Genomic DNA, 17,854 nt, shown 5'->3' with positions numbered 1-17,854 from the left:
GACGTTGACCAACGCTACGGCGTGCGTGCGCGCGCCTTCCACAGCTGACCCCTGCCCGCGCTGTGATCTCCTCCTGGGGCTGGAGGGTGTGGTCCATGTCGAGGGCGTCGAGCGCACCGACGGCCACATGCGCGTGGAGGTCTCCACGCCGTCGCAGCTGATGGGCTGCCCGGACTGCGGGGTGGTCGCGCCGAGCCGGGGCCGGCGGGTCCGGCAGCTGCACGACGTCCCCCACGGGAGCACACGTGTCGTGCTGGTCTGGCGGCAGCGGGTCTGGCGCTGCCCCGATCCCGCGTGTGCGCGGGGGACGTTCACCGAGCAGGTCCCCGACCTGGTTGCGGCGCGGGGATCGGTCACGACCCGGGCCGTTGCCTGGGCGATGGAGCAGCTGCGGCGTGAGCACGCCACGATCAGCGGCCTGGCACGCCAGCTCGGGATCGCGTGGAAGACGATGTGGCGCGGGATCAAGCCCGTCCTGGAACACCTGGACGGTCAGGAGCAGCGGTTCGAGGGCGTGAAGAGCCTTGGGGTCGATGAGCACATCTGGCACCACGGCGACCCCAGGAGGAAGGGCCCGAAGGAGCTGACCGGGATGGTCGACCTCACCCGCGACGAGCAGGGACGGGTGCACGCCCGACTGCTGGACCTGGTCCCGGGCCGGTCAAAGAAGGCCTGCACCGACTGGCTCACCGCCCGCGGAGACGCCTTCCGCAAGAACATCGCCGTGGCGGCACTGGATCCGTTCGGGGGCTACAAGGCCGCGATCGATGAGGAGCTCGCCGACGCCGTCGCGGTCCTGGACGCCTTTCACGTCGTGAAGCTCGGCACCCAGGTCGTGGACGAGGTCCGCCGCCGCGTTCAGCAGGCCACCCTGGGCCACCGCGGCCGCAAGGGTGACCCCCTCTACGGCATCCAGACCATCCTGCGGGCCGGGGCGGAGAACCTCACCGACAAACAGCTGGACCGCCTCGCCACCGCGGTCGAGGCCGACCCCGCCCACGAAGAGGTGTACGTCGCCTGGCGCTGCGCCCAGGACCTGCGCGCCACCTACCGCGACAAGGACGCGACCAAGGGCCGTCGCCGGGCGGAGAAGATCCTGGACTCCTTCCACACCTGCCCCATCCCCGAGGTCGCCCGCCTCGGGCGGACCCTCAGGCGCTGGCGCGAGGCGTTCCTGGCCTATTTCACCACCGGCCGCGCGAACAACGGACCCACCGAGGCAGTGAACGGCATCATCGAGCTCCACCGCCGCCTCGCTCGCGGCTACCGCAACCGCACCAACTACCGCCTACGCATGCTCCTCGCCGCCGGCGGACTCACCCCCTGATCCCCACCAGATGTCCGAAGAGCCGGATTGGCCAACTCCCACCTGAGGCCGCTCCCAACAGTCGCACCATGTCGGTGACGACTGAGTGGCTGTCACCGCTCATCGCCGATTCTTTCGACGACGAGCCGCCGGACGCGACGGATCTGAGCGACGCGGACTGGCCATCCGTGGCGCCGTTCTGAAGCCGCCGTTCTGAAGCTGATCACATGTAGTAGGCGTATCGGGGTGCAGGCGTCTCGCCGGGATCGAGGTGCTTGAGGATTCCACCGATCGACTCCGCGGTGCGGATTGTGATCGGTAGCCGTCCATCCATCTGGGTCGCGTTCCAGTTCATCTTCGTCAGCGTGAGCAGCTCCGTTCCGATTTCCTCTGCACTCGACTCGGTGTCCACGAGGCGAAAGGGGAGTGGCGACGGTACGTACATACCCGCGTATGTCTTGTAGAGGGGCACACTGCCGCGAGTGTAGAGAACGTGTCGTTGCTCGGAGAGTGAGAGCATCGTGCCGCGAAGCGGCGGAAACTCCCCGCTTCGGAAGAGCCGGACTGAGTCGCCTCGCGGCAGCCAGACCAGTTCGAGCAGGTCAATGTGATCATCGACCGCCGCGGCCCGGAACCCGCGCTGCTCCGCGTCCGTGAACGACGAGGTCTTGTGCAGCATCACCCTGGCTGGCATCGTGCGGTGCTCGCGGCGGTACGACGCGAGCGACTGGCTCAGCAGACTCTTGGCGTCGTTCTCGGTCAGATGGGGCTGACGGTCGTCTCTTGATTGACGGGCTGGTGCTCCGCGGACGATGACGCCGTCTCCTCTCTGGTTGAAGACCTGGGCGACGCTCGTCTGGAGTGTGTCTCTGGCCGAGTCGCGGTAGAACGCGACACCCACGAAGCAGCTCGTGAGGTCCTCGGCGGCGCGGGTCATCCGCCACGGTACGCCGCCTGCCTTGTAGTAGAGGGCGGTGTGGAGGTTCCACGCCTTCGTTGCCTCATCCTGTTGCTGGCGACGATCTCCACCCTTCGGCTTGTACGCGGCGTCCCAGGTTTCACGCCGAATGATCTGGATCGGCCGGCTCGTCTTGAGTGATCTCGCTTTGAGAAGCGAGTGGAAGTCGACACCGGCGTACTCGACGCGGGGTTCTCGGGCTCTTCCCAGTTGAGGGTGTAGCCGGCTGCCGGGCAGGCGCGGGGTCGGTCGGCGCGTCGGTGCCTGGGTAGAGGTCGAGGCCTCCCGAGGATGGGAGTTCTCACACAGCCATCCAGGAAGACCTCGACGTGCTTGACGCTACCTTCGCGACCCCTGATGTGACGACGTTCTGCCGCCTCGACGAGCTCGGTCTCGTCGTCGTGGGGCAGAAACTGGAGCCGGACCGGGCGGTGCTTGCCTGCCGTGTCGAGGAGGACGATGCGGCGCGCTGGTGCCGGCGTTGCGGCTGCGAAGGCAGCCCGCGGGACACCGTGACCCGGCGCTTGGCGCACGAGCCGTTGGGCTGGCGCCCGACGACGCTTCTGGTCACGATCCGCCGCTACAAGTGCACCGGCTGCGGACATGTCTGGCGCCAGGACACCAGCCGCGCCGCCGAACCTCGCGCGAAGCTGTCCCGGACTGCGCTGCGCTGGGCCCTGGTCGGCCTCGTCTGCCAGCACCTCACCGTCGCCCGCCTCGCCGAGGCCCTGGCCGTGTCCTGGGACACCGCCAACGACGCCGTCCTCGCCGAAGGCCAGCGCGTCCTGCTTGATGACCCGGCCCGCTTCGACGACGTGAAGGTCATCGGCGTCGATGAACACGTCTGGCGTCACACCCGCCGCGGCGACAAGTTCGTCACCGTCGTCATCGACCTCACTCCGGTCCGCGACAAGACCGGCCCGTCGCGGCTGCTGGCCATGGTCGAAGGCCGCTCCAAGCAGGCCTTCAAGACCTGGCTCGCCGAACGGCCCAAGGCCTGGCGCGACGGCCTGGAGGTCGTCGCCATGGACGGCTTCTCCGGGTTCAAGACCGCCACCACCGAAGAGCTCCCCGAGGCCGTCGCGGTGATGGACCCCTTCCACGTGGTCCGTCTCGCCGGCGACGCCCTGGACCGCTGTCGGCGCCGCGTCCAGCAGGACCTGCACGGGCACCGCGGCCGGAAGGACGACCCGCTCTACCGCGCCCGACGGACCCTGCACACCGGCGCGGACCTACTCACCGACCGCCAACGGCAGCGCCTTACCGCGCTGTTCGGGGTCGAGGACCACGTCCAGGTCGAGGCCACCTGGGGCATCTACCAGCGCATGATCGGCGCCTACCGAGAGCCCGACCGCACCCGCGGCAAGCACCTCATGACCGCGCTGATCGAGTCGGTCACCGCCGGAGTCCCGGCCGCGCTGACCGAGCTCCGCACGCTGGGCCGGACGCTGAAGAAGCGCGCCGAGGACGTGCTCGCCTACTTCGACCGACCCGGCACCAGCAACGGCCCGACCGAGGCCATGAACGGCCGCCTGGAGCACCTGCGCGGCTCAGCCCTCGGCTTTCGCAACCTCACCAACTACATCGCCCGCAGCCTGCTCGAGACCGGCGGCTTCAGGCCCCGACTACACCCTGGAATCGGATGAGCCGGTTCTCGTCGCGGACGGTCGGGGGTGCCGGAGTTCATGACCTGTTCGGGAAGCACGTCGGGCCGGCAAATCAGAACGACGTCGCACCCGGGCTCCTCGTTGAGCGCTGTCAGCTCCGTGTCATAGAGATCAACCGCTGCTGCGACGGCCTCGGCCGGACTGAGCGACTCGATGTTTCGCAACGCGTGCGTAGTGATCGGTCGTTCGAGGCGTGTGTCCCAGACGATCGTCGACCGGAAGCCGACGTTGGTGTCAAAACCGGGGAAGGACAGGAACAAGCCCGTGAGGTGACTTGACTTTGCGGCGATCGGGCTGCGGCATTTGTCGAGCCAGCGTTTGACGCCGTCGATTGCGTCACGCGTTCCGATGATCCCGACACGGATCGCTCGTGGGGCCGCAAGGTCCGCGTCGGCGGACCCGTAGAACGTGATCCCGTGGCGAGGATCGGCGTGTCGGCTGCCGGTTGAGAACTCCAGTTCGGGCTCGTCGAGGAGCGAGAGCTTCATGCAGGCACCTCGAAAAGGGCGGCCTCAGGGTGGGTGAGCACCATCGGCGCGGCTTCAGTGGCCTGCTTCCAAGAGGCGTCATCGATGCCTCGGTCAACTCCGAAGCTTGCGAGCTGCCCGAACTCGAGGATCTTCGGCTTGGGCTCGTGAAGCAGCGTGACCTCGCCACGAAGGATCGATGCCCACATTCGCGTCTCCTGCCGGACAGCTTGATGACGATCAAAAGACTTGATCTTCTTCAGCAGGTCAGCTGCGAAGTGGGACTCGTGGCGACCGTCGTACGTGAAGTAGTAGTCGGGCGTCAGCGCGCAGTACCACTCGCCGTCGATAGGTAGGAATTTCCAGGAGAAGGCCGCGTGTCGGTAGTAGCTCACCTTGCCCGGATCCTTCTTGCTCCGGTAGGCCTTGAACACGGCGCGCCAGTTGGAGCCCCCGGTGTTCCACTTGCGGTCGGAAAGGTCGTCGGTCGCCCGCACATACAGAAGGCCACGCTCTCGGGAGTAGTCGCAGTCGTCGCTGAGATCGTCGCGAAGCGATCGGTTGAGCAACTGAACGGCAAGTCGTTCATCGTCGAGGGTGCCCGCCGCAAGGTCGGCAATCTGACGGACTTCAGGCTCACCGCGGACGGTCACGCCGAGCCCGGTCTCATCGACGATCCGCAAGGTGTGGAGAAGGCCGCCCTTGAGTACGAAGTCGTGGCGCATACCCAGGTTCTCAGCCCGCTGGGCATCGTACACATCTCGCGGCTTAGTCGCAGTTGTCGCGTATGAGTAGACCTGGGCTGGTGGGCGCGAGAGGAGCAGGTTGGACTCCAGCGTTTCGTGCTTGTGTGCCGGTGCCGGAGTGTGTGCGCGTCCCTGCGGATCTGCCACGGCGAAGAGGCGTTCGGTGAGGTTGCCTTCGAGCGCCATCGTCCGCTTGTCGAAGTCCACCCGGCGGTCAGCCCGTCGTGACGCATCCGCGAAGTAGCTCTGGACATGCACCCACCATGCTCCGTCCGACTCGGGGTGGGAACAGATCAAGAGAACCGGCTGATCGGACTTCAGCCAGTACTCGAGGTCGCGCTCGTCGCAGATGTAGTGGAACCGGTCGGCGGTCTCGCCCGGGAACGGCCGGTTACTCGCCTTGCTCTGAACGAGGATGTGGCGGTTGGACACCTCACCCGTCGTGTGATCGCGCAGTTCGATGCTGCCGTCGATGCCCGCGTCGAGCCCGAGTTGGCGCCACGCGTGCCCCATCGTGTTTACGCGCCGGTGAATGAGGGCGATCCCGGCGTCGCCGATCAGCTCGCTATCGCTGAGCTTCTTTCCGGCGGCCACTGGACTCTCCTCTCGCTGTCGCGGGGAACCGCTCGACTCCCCGTATGCGACAGCGTAGGTGTCGCCTCTGACATGACAGGCGAGGCGGCCCAGTCACCGGGTTCCGCCGACAGCGGACGGCATCCGATGATCGACACTCGGGCCGCCACGCTTCTGGCAGATCAAGGTTCCGGCCCTGGGTTCTCGCGTCTGATGCGACCCGCGTGACCCGGTTTCACGGCGCTCACCTCCTTGTCGAGGAGGTGCGCGATGACGGTCTCGATGCGCGTGATGAGTGCGGGCGACGGCTACAAGTACCTGCTGAAGACGGTCGCTGCGGGCGACGGGAATCGGACGCTCTCGACGCCGCTCACCAGGTACTACGCCGAGGCGGGAACGCCGCCCGGCAGGTGGCTCGGCGGCGGGGTCGCGTCGCTCGGCGACGGCCATATCCTCGTCGGCAGCCAGGTCTCTGAGACGCAGCTCCAGCTCCTTGTCGGGTTGGGACGCGACCCCCTCACCGGGGAGCCGCTGGGCCGCGCCTACCCGGTGTACGCGCCGGTTGCCGACCGCATGGCGAAGCGCGTCGCCGACCTCGACCCGTGGCTGGGGATCGTCCAGCGGGCGGCGGCGATCGCCGCCATCGAGGCAGAGGAGACGGCATCCGGAACCCGGCGTGCGGTCGCAGGGTTCGACTTCACGTTCTCGATCCCGAAAGCGGTGTCGGCGCTGTGGGCGGTTGCCGACGCGGGCACGCAGGCGACCATCGCCGACGCCCACCACGCGGCGGTGGCGGACGTGGTTGCGTTCATGGAGCGCGAGGTTGCAGCCACTCGGGCCGGTGCGGCCCCCGGCGACGGGGCGGTCGCGCAGATCGACGTGACCGGGCTCATCGCGACCGCGTATGACCACTACGACTCCCGCGCCGGTGACCCGCACCTGCACACCCACGTCGTGGTGAGCAACAAGGTGCGCACCGTGCTCGACGGCAAGTGGCGCTCACTCGACAGCCGGCCCCTGCACGGCGCAACGGTCGCGCTCTCCGAGTTGCACGAGGCCGTCTTTGCCGACCATGGGACTGCTGCACGGATGGGTGACACCTGATGTGTGGTGCCGTGGGGTGCCACTGGAAGGATGTCGATCGTGCCCAGACCTCATCCGAAGGAGTTCCGCGACGATGTCGTGGCCGTGGCTCGCCGCGGGGATGCTCCGATCGCACAGATCGCGAAGGACTTCGGGATCTCCGAGTCGTGCCTACGAAACTGGCTGCAGCAGGCCGACGTGGAGGACGGCGCCCGGCCGGGGGTGACGAAGTTGGAGTCGGTGGAACTGCGGGACCTGAAGCGTCGCAACCGGCTGCTGGAGCAGGAGAACGAGGTTCTGCGCCGCGCTGCGGCGTACTTCGCTCAGGCTCATCTGCCGGGAAAATGATGTACCCGCTGGTCCGTGACCTTGCCGCTGACGGGATTCCCGTCACGGTGACCTGCCGGGTGCTGAATCTCACCAGAGCCGCCTACTACCGGTGGCTGGCCGATCCCGTGACCGCTCGGGACCTGCACCAGGCCTACCTCGCGAATGCCCTGTTCGACGCCCACCGCGATGACCCGGAGTTCGGGCACCGGCTCCTGGCCGACGAGGCGGTGCTGGCGGGTGAGAAGGCCTGCGACCGCACGGTGTGGCGACGCTGCTCGGAGAACGGCTGGTGGAGCGTGTTCGGCAAGAAGCGCGCCAGGAACGGGAAGAAGCCCGGACCGCCCGCGCACGAGGACCGGGTACAGCGCAACTTCTCCGCCGAGACGCTTAACGAGCTGTGGCTCACCGACATCACCGAGCACCACACGAGCGAGGGCAAGCTCTACCTGTGCGCGATCAAGGACGTCTGCTCGGGCCGGATCGTGGCTACTCCATGGACGAGCGCATGAAAGCCCGTCTGGCCGTGGACGCCCTGGCCTGCGCGCTCGCCCGACGCGGACCCGGTGAGGTCACTGGCTGCATCGTGCACAGCGATCGAGGTAGTCAGGGCGGATTCAACTGGTCGTCGCAACACGTTGCTGTTCTAGTGATAGTAGGTGGTTGTTCCATGCTTCGGCGGGAGTGTGCCAGCCGAGTCTCTTCCGGGGACGTGTGTTGAGGGCGTGGGCGACGGCGGCGAGGTCGTCTGGGCCCCACCGCGCCAGGTCGGTGCCCTTGGGGAAGTACTGGCGTAGCAAGCCGTTGGTGTTCTCGTTCGTCCCTCGCTGCCAGGGGCTGCGTGGGTCGGCGAAGTAGACCTTGAGGCCGGTGTCGATGGTGAACTGGGCGTGGGCGGACATCTCCTTGCCGCGGTCCCACGTCAGTGATCGCTTCAGGTCCTCGGGCATCGTTGCCAGCGCCGCCGCCAGCGCCTTGTTCATCGAGATGGCGCCGTATCCCGACAGCGCAGTGCCGTTCTTGACGATTGGCTGCTCGCGCCACCCTTCTTCCCTCGGAAGATGGACGAGGGTCGTGAAGCCTGTCGTGCGTTCGACGACAGTCCCGATCGCGGACCTGTTGATGCCGATGATGAGATCACCCTCGTGGTGACCTGGGATAGCCCGGTCCTCCGCCTCGGCGGGCCGCTCGCTGATCAGGACCTCCGGGGTGACGTGTGCCCAGGCCACTCGCTTGGAGCGGGCACGAGGCATTCGCAGCGCCCGCCCGGTGCGCAGGCAAAGGATGAGCTCGCGTTTGAGCGCGCCCCGGGCCTCGATGAACAAGGCCTGGTAGATCGCCTCGTGGCTGATCCGCATGGATTCATCATCGGGGAAGTCGACCTTGAGCCGGTTGGAGATCTGCTCCGGGCTCCACGCGTTGACCCAGCGACGGTCCTGGCGGTGCGGCTTGTTCAAGCCCTTCCAGTCCCGCTCCATCGGGCCAGCCACGATCGCGCCGCTTGGCATGCGGATCTGGCCAGCGAGCCGATCTTGGACGTACTCCCGCAACCTCTGGTTCGTCACGAGCTTGGCGGTCTTGGGCCGGCGGGCAAACAGCTCTGCCTTCCACTGGGCCACCGAGGCCCGGTAGTCGAGCTTGCCGCCCCGGGTTGCCGAGTTGCGGCGCAACTCCCTCGAGATCGTTGACGGGCTCCTCCCGAGCGCGGCAGCGATCGCGCGGACGCCGTTGCCGAGCGCGTTGAGGATCGCGATCTCCTCTCGTTCCGCGAACGTGAGATACCGGCCCGACGGAGGAGGCCAGGAGTATGGCGTCATCCCGCCAGCGTGGCGGAACCACCGCTGCCCCACGGCTTGCGCCACGCCCACCGCCTCTGCGGCCTCACGGGGCAACTTCCCCGTAGCGACCTCGTCCCAGAACTCACGCTCCTTCGCGCGATGGTGGCCTGGATGCCCTGGGGAGTGCATCGGCCCCCGCTTGGCGACCTCCGTCTCCCACCGTGATGGTCGTCCCACTACACCCTCCTGACCTCGGGTGTTGCGACCACCGGTTGAGCCTGATCAGTTCCGATCCAGGAAGTTCCTACGCGCTCTGGCCGAGCACGACCTGCTCGGCTCGATGGGCCAGGTCGCCTCCGCCGGCGACAACGCCGCGATGGAGTCCTTCTTCAGCCTGCTGCAGAAGAACGTCCTGGACCGCCGCCGATGGGCCACCCGCGAGGAGCTCCGGCTGGCCATCATCACCTGGATCGAGCGCACCTACCACCGGCGTCGACGCCAACCCCGACTCGGCCGATTGACCCCGATCGAGTACGAGACCATCATCACCACCCAGGCAGCACTCGCCGCCTGACCCACCCTGTCACCTCACCGTGCAGCAGACCCCATCTCACCCGTGCGCTCGGCGTGGACTGGGAGCAGCGGCACCGCGGACGCGACCGCAACCCCACCTGGGCGATCACCGCCGTTCCGGAGGCGCTCGTCCAGGGGTTCAGCGACCGGGCACGACACATCGACATCGAGGCCCGGCGGCTCGTCGAGGAATGGGCCGCAACCCACGGGCGACGCCCCTCGCGCGCAACGATCATCAAGCTGCGTCAGCAGGCAACCCTCGCCACCCGCCCCGAGAAGGAAGTGCGCTCGCTCGCCGACCTCACCGCCGAGTGGAGGCAGCGCGCGGGGCGCGTGCTCGGATGCGACGCAACGTCATGGGCGACCGGGGTTGCGAGCGGCGCAATGCCGCTCGTGCTGCGCGCCGACGACATCCCGCTCGACGTGCTCGACCGGATCGGGTCGGACGTCGTCGCCACCGTCGGTGAGAAGCGCTCGACCTGGCGGCGCTGGAACCTCTACGCCGAGGCCGCTCGCCAGACGATGCACTGGCGGTTCGCATCCACGAGCGACCGGGAGGCGATCATCGGGCTCGTGGTCGACGCCGCGGAGCGCGCGTCCACCCGGCTGACGCCGCCAGAGCTGGCATCCAACCCCGCCGTGTTCCAGCGGGTCGACGGCACGTCGGTGTTCCGCCCGAAGCACTCGGCCGTGTTCTCCTCGGAGATGCAGCTCGCCGCAGAGGATCGGCTGCGCGTACTTGCGGCTGACCTCGGTGCGCCGACCCTCGGCCTCGATTCGTTGGAGAGGATCGCCCGTCGTCCTGGCCCTGCTGGTCAGGCGTTGGGTGACGACCAGGTGTCAGCGCTCGCGTCGGTTGCCGTGTCGGGACGGGTGCTCGACATGCTCGTCGGCCCGGCCGGAGCGGGCAAGACCACCGCGATGAATGTGCTGCGACGCGCCTGGGAGCACGAGCACGGGCGTGGTTCGGTCGTCGGGCTCGCTCCGTCGGCGACGGCCTCGCAGGTGCTCGCCGACGACCTAGGCATCAACACCGAGAACACCGCAATGTGGATCACGCAGCACGACCGCGGCGAGGTCGACTTCGTCGCCGGGCAGCTCGTCATCATCGACGAGGCCAGCCTCGTCGGCGCCCGCGCACTCGACAACATCGTCGGAGCCGCGGCGCGCACAGGTGTGAAGGTGCTGCTCGTCGGCGACTGGGCGCAGCTCCAATCGGTCGAGCCGGGCGGCGCATTCGGGATGCTCGTCGCCGAGCGCGACGACGCGCCCGAACCGGTCGACGTGCACCGCTTCATCCACGCCTGGGAGAAGGTGGCGTCGCTCGAGCTGCGGCACGGGCGAGCGTCCGCACTCGACGCCTACGACGTACACGGACGCATCGTCGGCGGCGACGTCGAAGCCATGGCGGACGCCGCGTACGCGGCGTGGCGGCGCGACCGCGACGCCGGGCTCACGTCCGTCCTCATCGCCGAGACGAGCGACACCGTCGTGACACTGAACCGCCGGGCACGCGCTGACCTCGTGCTCGACGGCGCGGTGGATGCCTCTGCCGAACTCACGCTACACGACGGCACGGCGGTCTCTGTCGGCGATACGATTCTCACCTGCCACAACGACCGCCGCCTGCGCGCCGGACGCGACTGGGTGCGCAACGGGATGCGGTGGACCGTCGCCGAGCTGCGACGCGACGGGTCCATCGTGGTGCGCCGACCGGATCGGCGCTGGGGTGGCTCGCTCGTACTCCCCGCGGCGTACGTCGCGTCGCACGTCGAGCTGGGATACGCCGTCACGGCGTACCGAGCGCAGGGCACGACCACCGACACCGCTCACGCCCTCGTCGAGCCGAGCACCACGCGCGAGAACCTGTACGTCGCGCTCACCCGCGGGCGCGCGGCGAACACTGCCTATGTCACGCTCAACAGACCCGATGACGACCACTCTTCGGCACACCCGGGAGACGATCCCGCCGCGACCGCTCGCTCGGTGCTCGCACGCGTGCTCGCGCACGTCGGTGCGGAACTCTCGGCCACCCAGACCATTGCCACCGAGCAGGATGCCTGGAGCTCGATCGCCCAGCTCGCCGCCGAGTACGAAACCATCGCAGCCGCGGCTCAGCGCGATCGATGGGCCTCGTTGGTGCGTTCCTCGGACCTGTCCGCCGCCGATGCCGAGGCAGCGATCGAGTCCGACGCGTTCGGTGCGCTGACCGCCGAGTTGCGACGTGCTGAGGCGAACAACTACGACCTGGACGACCTGCTCCCGCGTCTGGTCGCCGCACGCGGCCTCGAGGATGCCGACGATGTCGCCGCGGTCCTGCACGCCCGCGTCGAGCGGGCGACGGTCCGGCCCCGTTCGCAGGGGACTTCGCGACGTGCGCCCCGACTGATTGTCGGACTCATCCCCGTGGCATCCGGCGAGATGGGTGCCGACATGAGCCGAGCCCTCGACGAGCGCCGCGATCTCATGGAGGCGCGGGCGTCCGCGCTCGTGACCGCCGCCGTCGCGCGTGACTCGGCTTGGCTACGTGAGTTGGGGGAGGAGCCTCGCGAGCCGTCGGCCTCGGCGACCTGGCAGCGGCAGGTGCGGATCGTTGCCGCGTACCGCGACCGCTACCGCGTTGGTGAGGACGGTCCCACGCTCGGTGCTCCGGCGATCGGTGCCGTGCAGCGTATCGACGAGGCGCGGGCGTGGGCTGCCATGCAGCAGGCCCGCAGGATCTCTGCCGAGGCTGCGACGCCCGCAGATGCGCCTACGCCGGTCGAGCGGGACGCGCTGACCCTATGAACAGCGAGTTCTTCCGCGATGTCGCATCCCGGGCGTAACCTGTTTGACGAGGCAGAAGACACTGATACGAGCGTCCTTCTGGACAGACGCCTCCGGGCACCCTCCACGCGCTGCCTCCTCGGCGGAGAATCACGCTTCCACGGGAGACCGGGATCATGTTCCGACTCATCTGGACGATCGGCGTCAGCATTCGCGACTTTTTGCAGCGCTACATGCCCTCGAACATCCTCATCCGCGCGACGCACCGCCGCACCGGACTGAAGTGGGGCATCCCGGCGATGCTCCTCGCCGCGGTCTACCTCGTGATCGCCGCTGCGCTCGTGCAGTGGATCGCGGACGGCGGGCCGGGCTGGCTCAACCTGATCATCATCGTCTGCATCTGGAACGCCCTGAAGTTCATCATCAACGGGCCGATCACCCTGGTCCGCCTACTCCGCGCGCGTGCCGAGGAGGCTCGCGCCCGGAAGGCGTTTCTCCGAGCAGTAGCGTCCGGGTACGAGCCAGGGACACCGGTCGGCCCGCTTACTGCTCGGGTCTAGCCCGACGGGGAGTGAGTTCGTACTACGCGGTGCTTGCGCTGATCGGCACGTCAATCGAGTCGCGCGCGACGACGATCCCATCCTTGACGATGTAGCACTCGACGATGTGCTCGCCACGGAAGGACGTCCGCTCATGCCGGACTCCGGGGCGACTTGACGAGATGATCTGGCCCCGAATGTTGTTGCGGCGTTCCGCTTCCTCGCCCCGGTTGAGCACCTTCCACTTCACCTCGTACGGCTCCTGCACCTCGCACTCGGTGATAGTGAAGTCGAGTTCCTTGTTCGGGAGGAGCAGGCTGCGCTCCCGGAGCATCTCCCGCAGCGAAGCTGGTCTCCAGCCGTTCTGCGTGACAGTGCAGTCGATCGTGACCGAGTGGCAGATGTCGACCGGGAACTGGTTCTCGATGAACTCCTCGGTGTTGGTGAACGCGTGTGCCGACTCGCTCGTCGCCAGCGGCACCCCCGTCCCGAAGACCTCGCGCCACTTCTTGTTCGCTGAAGCCTTGCCCTCGTCGGCGATCGCCTCAAGGCAGCGGTTGTAGGCCTTCTTCGCCTTCGACTGGAACCGCTTCTTCACTGTCAAGCGCTGGTTGCTGCCTAGCGCGAGGTAGTAGTCCTTGTCGGGCTCGTTCATGAGGAACTCGAAGAAGTCCCGAGCCATGAAATCGAACCACAGGGTTCCCTTGTCGTCGTACTCGGACGTGCTGGCGAAGAACCTGTGGACAAGCGTGTCGATGAGCAGACCGCCCATGACCACGCCGTTCGCGTCCTTCCAAGCGCGCGCCATTCGGGCGAGGTGGCGCATGTTCTTCGAGGTGCGGTCGTTGCACTCCTTGGTTGCCGCGATCTCGTCACGCGGCTTGGTGGTCTTCCAGGACTCCGCCTTCGTGTCCGGGTAGTCGAAGCTCCCGTCGTCGTTCTCGAAGGCCGACTGCACCTCGAACTTGAACTTGTTGCTGGTGAACTGCACGCGAACGACGCACTGGTCGACGCGAATGTCAGTATTCGGGTACCGCGACTTCAGGGCGTCCTTGACTCTCGTGAGGATCCGTCGTGGCCCCGTCTCGGTGTCGTACGAGGAACGCAGCGAGGCCGGGAGGATGAAGATCAGGTCCAGGTCGGACACCCCGCGGATGGCCGTATGCCGACCGTATGACCCGACCATCAGTCGGTGCGCGGTGGACCCTTCCACGCCTCTAAACTCCTTGTTGAGAGACTTCGTGATCTCGTCGCGGCGCATGGCGATGGTGGTGCTCGCGTCGCCAACCTTGAGATTCTCAAGAAGCGTGTCGAAGATCTCCGAGACCTTCACGTTCACGCCTCGCTCTCGTTGAGTCGCAGCGTCGCGGGCAGAAGGAGGTCGATCTCGCGAGACGTGAAGGTTAACTCCTCCTTGTTCTTGAGACCGTCCTGCGCCCGTCGATATGCCCTGGCCGTGGTCCGCGGCGCTTCCGCGTAGGCCTCGCGCGTCGCATCCTGGAGTGCATCGCGGCGGGCACGGGCATCGACCGCCGACGTCGCGCCCGACATCAGGTCGGTGATCAACGACAGGTACGACTCGCGCACATCCCACAGGCGAGCGGCGATGTCGCGGTGGGCCTTGGACTCCTCATCGAATCGGAAGCTTTTGGTCGCAAGGCTCAGGGCGCTGACGACAATCGCGATGGCCGAGGTCGCGAGGCTGGTGAGAACCGGGTTGCTGACGAGCCCGAGCACCGCGGCTAGGAAGGTTCCGGTGCTGAGCGCTGTGAAGGCGACGAGCAGGCCCTGCTGCCATCGATGCTTCCTGAAACATAGGTCCGCCTGCTTCTCGTGTGTCTTGTGGCTGTAGACCACCCTGCCGAATGCCTCACGAACCTGCGCGAGGAGGTACTCGTCGTGCGAGTCGTCGGTCGTGGGTTCCGGCGTCATCGTGCTCCGTTCGTCCTACGGCATTGCAGCGTCCTCCGAGCTGTGAGGCGCGGGAAGAGCGGCAGCGTTCGGGTGATCGCTGCACCGCCTCTCATCATGACGGTGACCACCGACATCGACTGAGGTTCGGGCACTCGCGTGACCGCGGATCGAGCCCCCGTGCGCGAGGACGGCGGTCTTGACCGCTCCGCGTCTGACGCCGTACCGGTCTCCGACCGCGACGAGCGATAGACCGGACTCGTAGAGCCGCGCGGCCTCCCGTGCTTCGTCGGCGTCGAGGGGTCGTACCTGTCGCACCCGACCCGCCCGCTTGCAGTGGTCGATGACCGTCTGGCGGGCAATGCCGTACTTGCTCGCGAGGTGCTTCAGGGTGAACCCGGCATCCCGGTTGGCGAGGAGCTGGGCGACCCGCTCGGGGCGCAAACGGGTTGGAGTCTCACTCACTTTCGTGCGGATTGCGCCGCGCGAATCGCGCCTGCAGGATGGCTGGAAGCCGTCAGATCGGTCGCGCGGAGCCCGCAATACGCGCCTGACCAGGGACTTCGTCGGAGCGCCGGGTTTGGAGCTTCGTCGGGTCGGGTCCACCACGGTGCTCCTAGTCGAACTCATGACACGACTGAAGAGCCCCGGATTTGACTCAGCAAGTCTGACGCGCGACAGCGCGAGGCAAGATGGCGTCCAAGGACAGCCTCGCGCGGATGCAGGCCGGACAGATCTACGACCCGAACCACGTCGATCTCCTGGCGCAGCAGACCGTCGCGCTGGATCTCATGTATGACTACAACGCGACGCGACCCTCCCAAGGCGAGCGGCGGACCGAGCTGATCCAGCAGATGTTCGCCGAGGCCGGCGTCAGCTGCTACGTCGAGCCCCCTTCTACGCCAATTGGGGCGGCCGCAATGTGCACCTCGGTGAGGGGGTGTACGCCAACTTCGGACTCACGCTGGTCGACGGGCCCTACCCCCGGATGTTGGACACGGGGTGTGATTACGCGGCGGTCGGCAGCGTAGCGGCCCGGCGGGCCTCGTAGGTGGACGGGGACAGGTAGCCGCACCAGGTGTGACGGCGGCGGGTGTTGTAGCGCACGAGCCAGTGGAAGACCTGCCGGCGGCAGGTCGGCTCGTCACTCCAGCATGCGGCGTCCTGGAGGACCTCGCGCTTCATCGTGGCGTTGAACGACTCCGCCAAGGCGTTGTCGGCCGAGGACCCGACGGCACCCATCGACTGGGTGACACCGAGCTTGCGGCACAGCTTGGCGTAGTCCTTCGAGCAGTAGACCGACCCGTGGTCGCTGTGGAAGATCGCACCCTTGAGGCTGCCCCGGGTCGCGGCGGCAGCCTTGAGCGCGTCTTCGACGAGCTCGGTGCGCATGTGGTCGGCGATCGCCCACCCGGCGAGTCGTCGGCTGTAGCAGTCGATGACGCTCGCCAGGTACAGGTTCGTGCCATCGGCCAGCGGCAGGTAGGTGATGTCCCCGACGTAGCGCTCATTGGGGCGCTCGGCGGTGAAGTCGCGCCTGAGCAGGTCGGGGTACTTCTGTCCCGACGGCTCGGGGATCGTGGTCCGCACCCGGCGCTTCTTCACGTAGCCGCGGATGCCCTCAAGCCGCATCACTCGAGCGACGCGCTTGTGGTTGACCCGCTCACCGGCAGCCGTGTTGTCGTTGAGCTCGGCGGTGATCCGGGGCGCTCCGCAGGTGTTGTCCTCGGCGTGCACGGCCCTGATCCGCTCCGCCAGCTCGGCGTCCGCAGCTGCTCTGGCTTCTCGGGCCGGGGCTGCCTTGAGCCAGGCGTAGTAGGACGAGCGCTCGATCTCCACGAGCTCGCACAGTCGCTTCACCTCGAAGGTGGCGGAGTTGTCGGCGACGAACTGGAAGCGACTCACCAGCGCGTCTCCCCGGCGAAATACTTGGCCGCCCGCTGGAGGATCTCCCGCTCGGTGGTCAGCTTGGTGGTCTCGTTCTCGAGCTCGTCGACCCTCGCTTCGAGTCGGGCGATCTTCTGCTCCGGGGTCTCACCGGCCGGCGCCGACGAGCTCGCGGACGAGGGCTTCTTGGACTGCAGTGGGCTAGAGGTCAGTGTCCCGTCAGCGGCGGTCTTCTTGCCGGTCCCGTAGACCTCGAGCCAGTGCCGCAGCGTGCCGCGCACGATGCCGAGGTCCTCGGCGATGCCGCCGACCGTGGCGCCCGGGGTGGACTCGTACAAGTCGACGGCCTGACGACGGAACTCCTCCGAGTAGTTCTTCCTGGCCATGATTCTCGGATCATCTCGCTTCCCCAGCACCAGGTGCCGGATTCAGCGTGTCCAAGATCCGGGGTCAGGCCCCGACGACGCGCCGATCTACATCGGCGACCGTGTCATGTTCGGGCCGCCCGTCACGATCACCACGGCAGGCCATCCGGTGCTGCCCGAGCTTCGTGGGCTCGGCGCGCAGTTCAACCTTTCCGGTCACGATCGGCAGCAAAGTGTGGATCGGTTCGGGAGCGACCGTCATGCCGAGGTGTCGATCGGGGGAGCTCGGTGATCGGCGCCGGCAGCATCGTCACCAGAGACATCCCCGCGAACGTCGTGGCCGTGGGAGCGCGGTGTCGCGTCCTCCGTGGGATCGGCGAGCACGACGCCGAGTTCCACTGGCGCGATCGGCGAGCACGACGCCGAGTTCTACTGGCGCGATCGGCGTATCGACATCGACGCTGAGCAGTTCCGGCTGGCGAGGCCTGACCAGGCATAGCACTCCGTTCACCGCGCGGCGCGACGTCAGGGGAGTCGACACCGCCATGCCGATCTCGGCGCCCCTGCGCGCGTCAGAGGCCGGGGCAGGGGCGCCGCGAAAGCCCGGAACCTACGCCTTGCGCGCCTTGCGCGCCACTTCGATGTACGGCTGAAGGAGCTCGAGGAACGCGTGCGCCTCGCTGTCGGTGAGGTCGATCTCGTACCGGGCCGATCCCACGCCGAACGTGACGAGCCGGTCCGCCTTCTGGCCGCTGAGGTCGGACAGCGTCTCCACGATCGTGCGAGTACCCATGGAGCGGGAGCCTACGGGGCGCGCGGACCCTGGCGATAGCGGGACAGCACCGCAGATCCGGAGCGCGCGACGACCGCATCGACCTCAGCGGCTCCACGTCTCGCCCGCAGTTCCA

General features: G+C 67.4%; 14 protein-coding genes and 3 pseudogenes. 8 read left to right on the top strand and 9 right to left on the bottom strand.

The annotated features are described in order from the left end of the window. The first annotated feature begins 4 nt into the window (after positions 1–4). Positions 5–1,327: an ISL3 family transposase gene (locus AC3AQ1_RS02770; RefSeq protein ID WP_108717735.1), complete on the top strand. Its 1,323-nt coding sequence runs from the start codon at positions 5–7 to the stop codon at positions 1,325–1,327. A gap of 202 nt (positions 1,328–1,529) precedes the next feature. On the opposite strand, the gene AC3AQ1_RS02765 is transcribed toward AC3AQ1_RS02770, so the two are convergent. Continuing rightward, complete coding sequence (locus tag AC3AQ1_RS02765) at positions 1,530–2,375, bottom strand: argonaute/piwi family protein (protein ID WP_370445341.1); 846 nt, start codon at positions 2,373–2,375, stop codon at positions 1,530–1,532. 218 nt (positions 2,376–2,593) lie between these two features. Here AC3AQ1_RS02765 and AC3AQ1_RS02760 point away from each other — a divergent pair, with 218 nt between their 5' ends. Continuing rightward, positions 2,594–3,910 (top strand): ISL3 family transposase, encoded by a 1,317-nt coding sequence (locus AC3AQ1_RS02760; RefSeq protein WP_108717733.1) that lies wholly within the window; start codon positions 2,594–2,596, stop codon positions 3,908–3,910. On the opposite strand, the gene AC3AQ1_RS02755 is transcribed toward AC3AQ1_RS02760, so the two are convergent. Together AC3AQ1_RS02755 and AC3AQ1_RS02750 are read right to left on the bottom strand one after the other, a co-directional pair. Continuing rightward, positions 3,844–4,419 carry an argonaute/piwi family protein gene (locus AC3AQ1_RS02755; protein WP_108717732.1) on the bottom strand — a complete coding sequence of 192 codons (576 nt, stop codon included), beginning with the start codon at positions 4,417–4,419 and terminating at the stop codon, positions 3,844–3,846. The genes AC3AQ1_RS02760 and AC3AQ1_RS02755 overlap by 67 nt on opposite strands. Next, positions 4,416–5,738: a DUF4365 domain-containing protein gene (locus AC3AQ1_RS02750; protein WP_108717731.1), complete on the bottom strand. Its 1,323-nt coding sequence runs from the start codon at positions 5,736–5,738 to the stop codon at positions 4,416–4,418. The genes AC3AQ1_RS02755 and AC3AQ1_RS02750 overlap by 4 nt, the downstream gene beginning before the upstream one ends. A gap of 249 nt (positions 5,739–5,987) precedes the next feature. Between AC3AQ1_RS02750 and mobF the strand changes: the two are divergent. Further along, positions 5,988–6,797: pseudogene (mobF, locus tag AC3AQ1_RS02745) on the top strand (MobF family relaxase); the annotation flags it as partial. A 63-nt stretch (positions 6,798–6,860) separates the two neighbouring features. Then, positions 6,861–7,737 (top strand): annotated as a pseudogene (locus AC3AQ1_RS02740) (IS3 family transposase); the annotation flags it as partial. Positions 7,738–7,744: 7 nt separating this feature from the next. On the opposite strand, the gene AC3AQ1_RS02735 reads toward AC3AQ1_RS02740, so the two are convergent. Further along, on the bottom strand, positions 7,745–9,094 hold the full coding sequence (locus AC3AQ1_RS02735) for an IS30 family transposase (RefSeq protein ID WP_234417673.1): 1,350 nt from the start codon (positions 9,092–9,094) through the stop codon (positions 7,745–7,747). A gap of 94 nt (positions 9,095–9,188) precedes the next feature. Here AC3AQ1_RS02735 and AC3AQ1_RS02730 point away from each other — a divergent pair. The 3 genes and pseudogenes from AC3AQ1_RS02730 to AC3AQ1_RS02720 all read left to right on the top strand — a co-directional run. Further along, positions 9,189–9,479: pseudogene (locus tag AC3AQ1_RS02730) on the top strand (integrase core domain-containing protein); the annotation flags it as partial. Between the two features lie 53 nt (positions 9,480–9,532). Next, complete coding sequence (locus tag AC3AQ1_RS02725) at positions 9,533–12,265, top strand: AAA family ATPase (RefSeq protein ID WP_199916636.1); 2,733 nt, start codon at positions 9,533–9,535, stop codon at positions 12,263–12,265. A gap of 155 nt (positions 12,266–12,420) precedes the next feature. Beyond that, positions 12,421–12,804, top strand: a complete 384-nt coding sequence (locus AC3AQ1_RS02720; protein WP_108717729.1) for a sulfate permease — start codon at positions 12,421–12,423, stop codon at positions 12,802–12,804. A gap of 22 nt (positions 12,805–12,826) precedes the next feature. Here the strand turns inward: AC3AQ1_RS02720 and AC3AQ1_RS02715 are convergent, their stop codons facing one another. Both AC3AQ1_RS02715 and AC3AQ1_RS02710 read right to left on the bottom strand, forming a co-directional pair. After that, entirely contained in the window at positions 12,827–14,122 is a 1,296-nt protein-coding gene (locus tag AC3AQ1_RS02715; protein WP_108717728.1) for a nucleotide-binding domain-containing protein, read from the bottom strand. After that, positions 14,119–14,715 (bottom strand): SLATT domain-containing protein, encoded by a 597-nt coding sequence (locus AC3AQ1_RS02710; protein WP_108717727.1) that lies wholly within the window; start codon positions 14,713–14,715, stop codon positions 14,119–14,121. Before AC3AQ1_RS02710 ends, AC3AQ1_RS02715 begins: the two co-directional genes overlap by 4 nt. A gap of 671 nt (positions 14,716–15,386) precedes the next feature. On the opposite strand from AC3AQ1_RS02710, the gene AC3AQ1_RS02705 reads away from it, so the two are divergent. Then, positions 15,387–15,725, top strand: coding sequence for a maltose acetyltransferase domain-containing protein (locus tag AC3AQ1_RS02705; RefSeq protein WP_108717726.1), 339 nt, complete (start codon positions 15,387–15,389; stop codon positions 15,723–15,725). Here AC3AQ1_RS02705 and AC3AQ1_RS02700 read toward each other — a convergent pair. The 3 genes from AC3AQ1_RS02700 to AC3AQ1_RS02690 form a co-directional block, all read right to left on the bottom strand. After that, positions 15,703–16,967, bottom strand: a protein-coding gene (locus tag AC3AQ1_RS02700; RefSeq protein WP_108717362.1) for an IS3 family transposase whose coding sequence is annotated in 2 segments (ribosomal slippage) — positions 15,703–16,616 and positions 16,616–16,967 — 1,266 coding nt in all. Because the reading frame shifts where the segments join, the coding sequence is not laid out codon by codon here. The two genes, AC3AQ1_RS02705 and AC3AQ1_RS02700, sit on opposite strands and share 23 nt — an antisense overlap. A gap of 64 nt (positions 16,968–17,031) precedes the next feature. Continuing rightward, positions 17,032–17,208 carry a hypothetical protein gene (locus AC3AQ1_RS02695; RefSeq protein WP_159096349.1) on the bottom strand — a complete coding sequence of 59 codons (177 nt, stop codon included), beginning with the start codon at positions 17,206–17,208 and terminating at the stop codon, positions 17,032–17,034. 348 nt (positions 17,209–17,556) lie between these two features. Continuing rightward, on the bottom strand, positions 17,557–17,739 hold the full coding sequence (locus tag AC3AQ1_RS02690; RefSeq protein WP_108717724.1) for an Lsr2 dimerization domain-containing protein: 183 nt from the start codon (positions 17,737–17,739) through the stop codon (positions 17,557–17,559). Positions 17,740–17,854: the final 115 nt, after the last annotated feature.

Source organism: Miniimonas sp. S16 (genome assembly GCF_057748195.1).
Note: the sequence above shows the minus strand (reverse complement) of the source record. Positions and strands in the feature narration are given on the sequence as shown.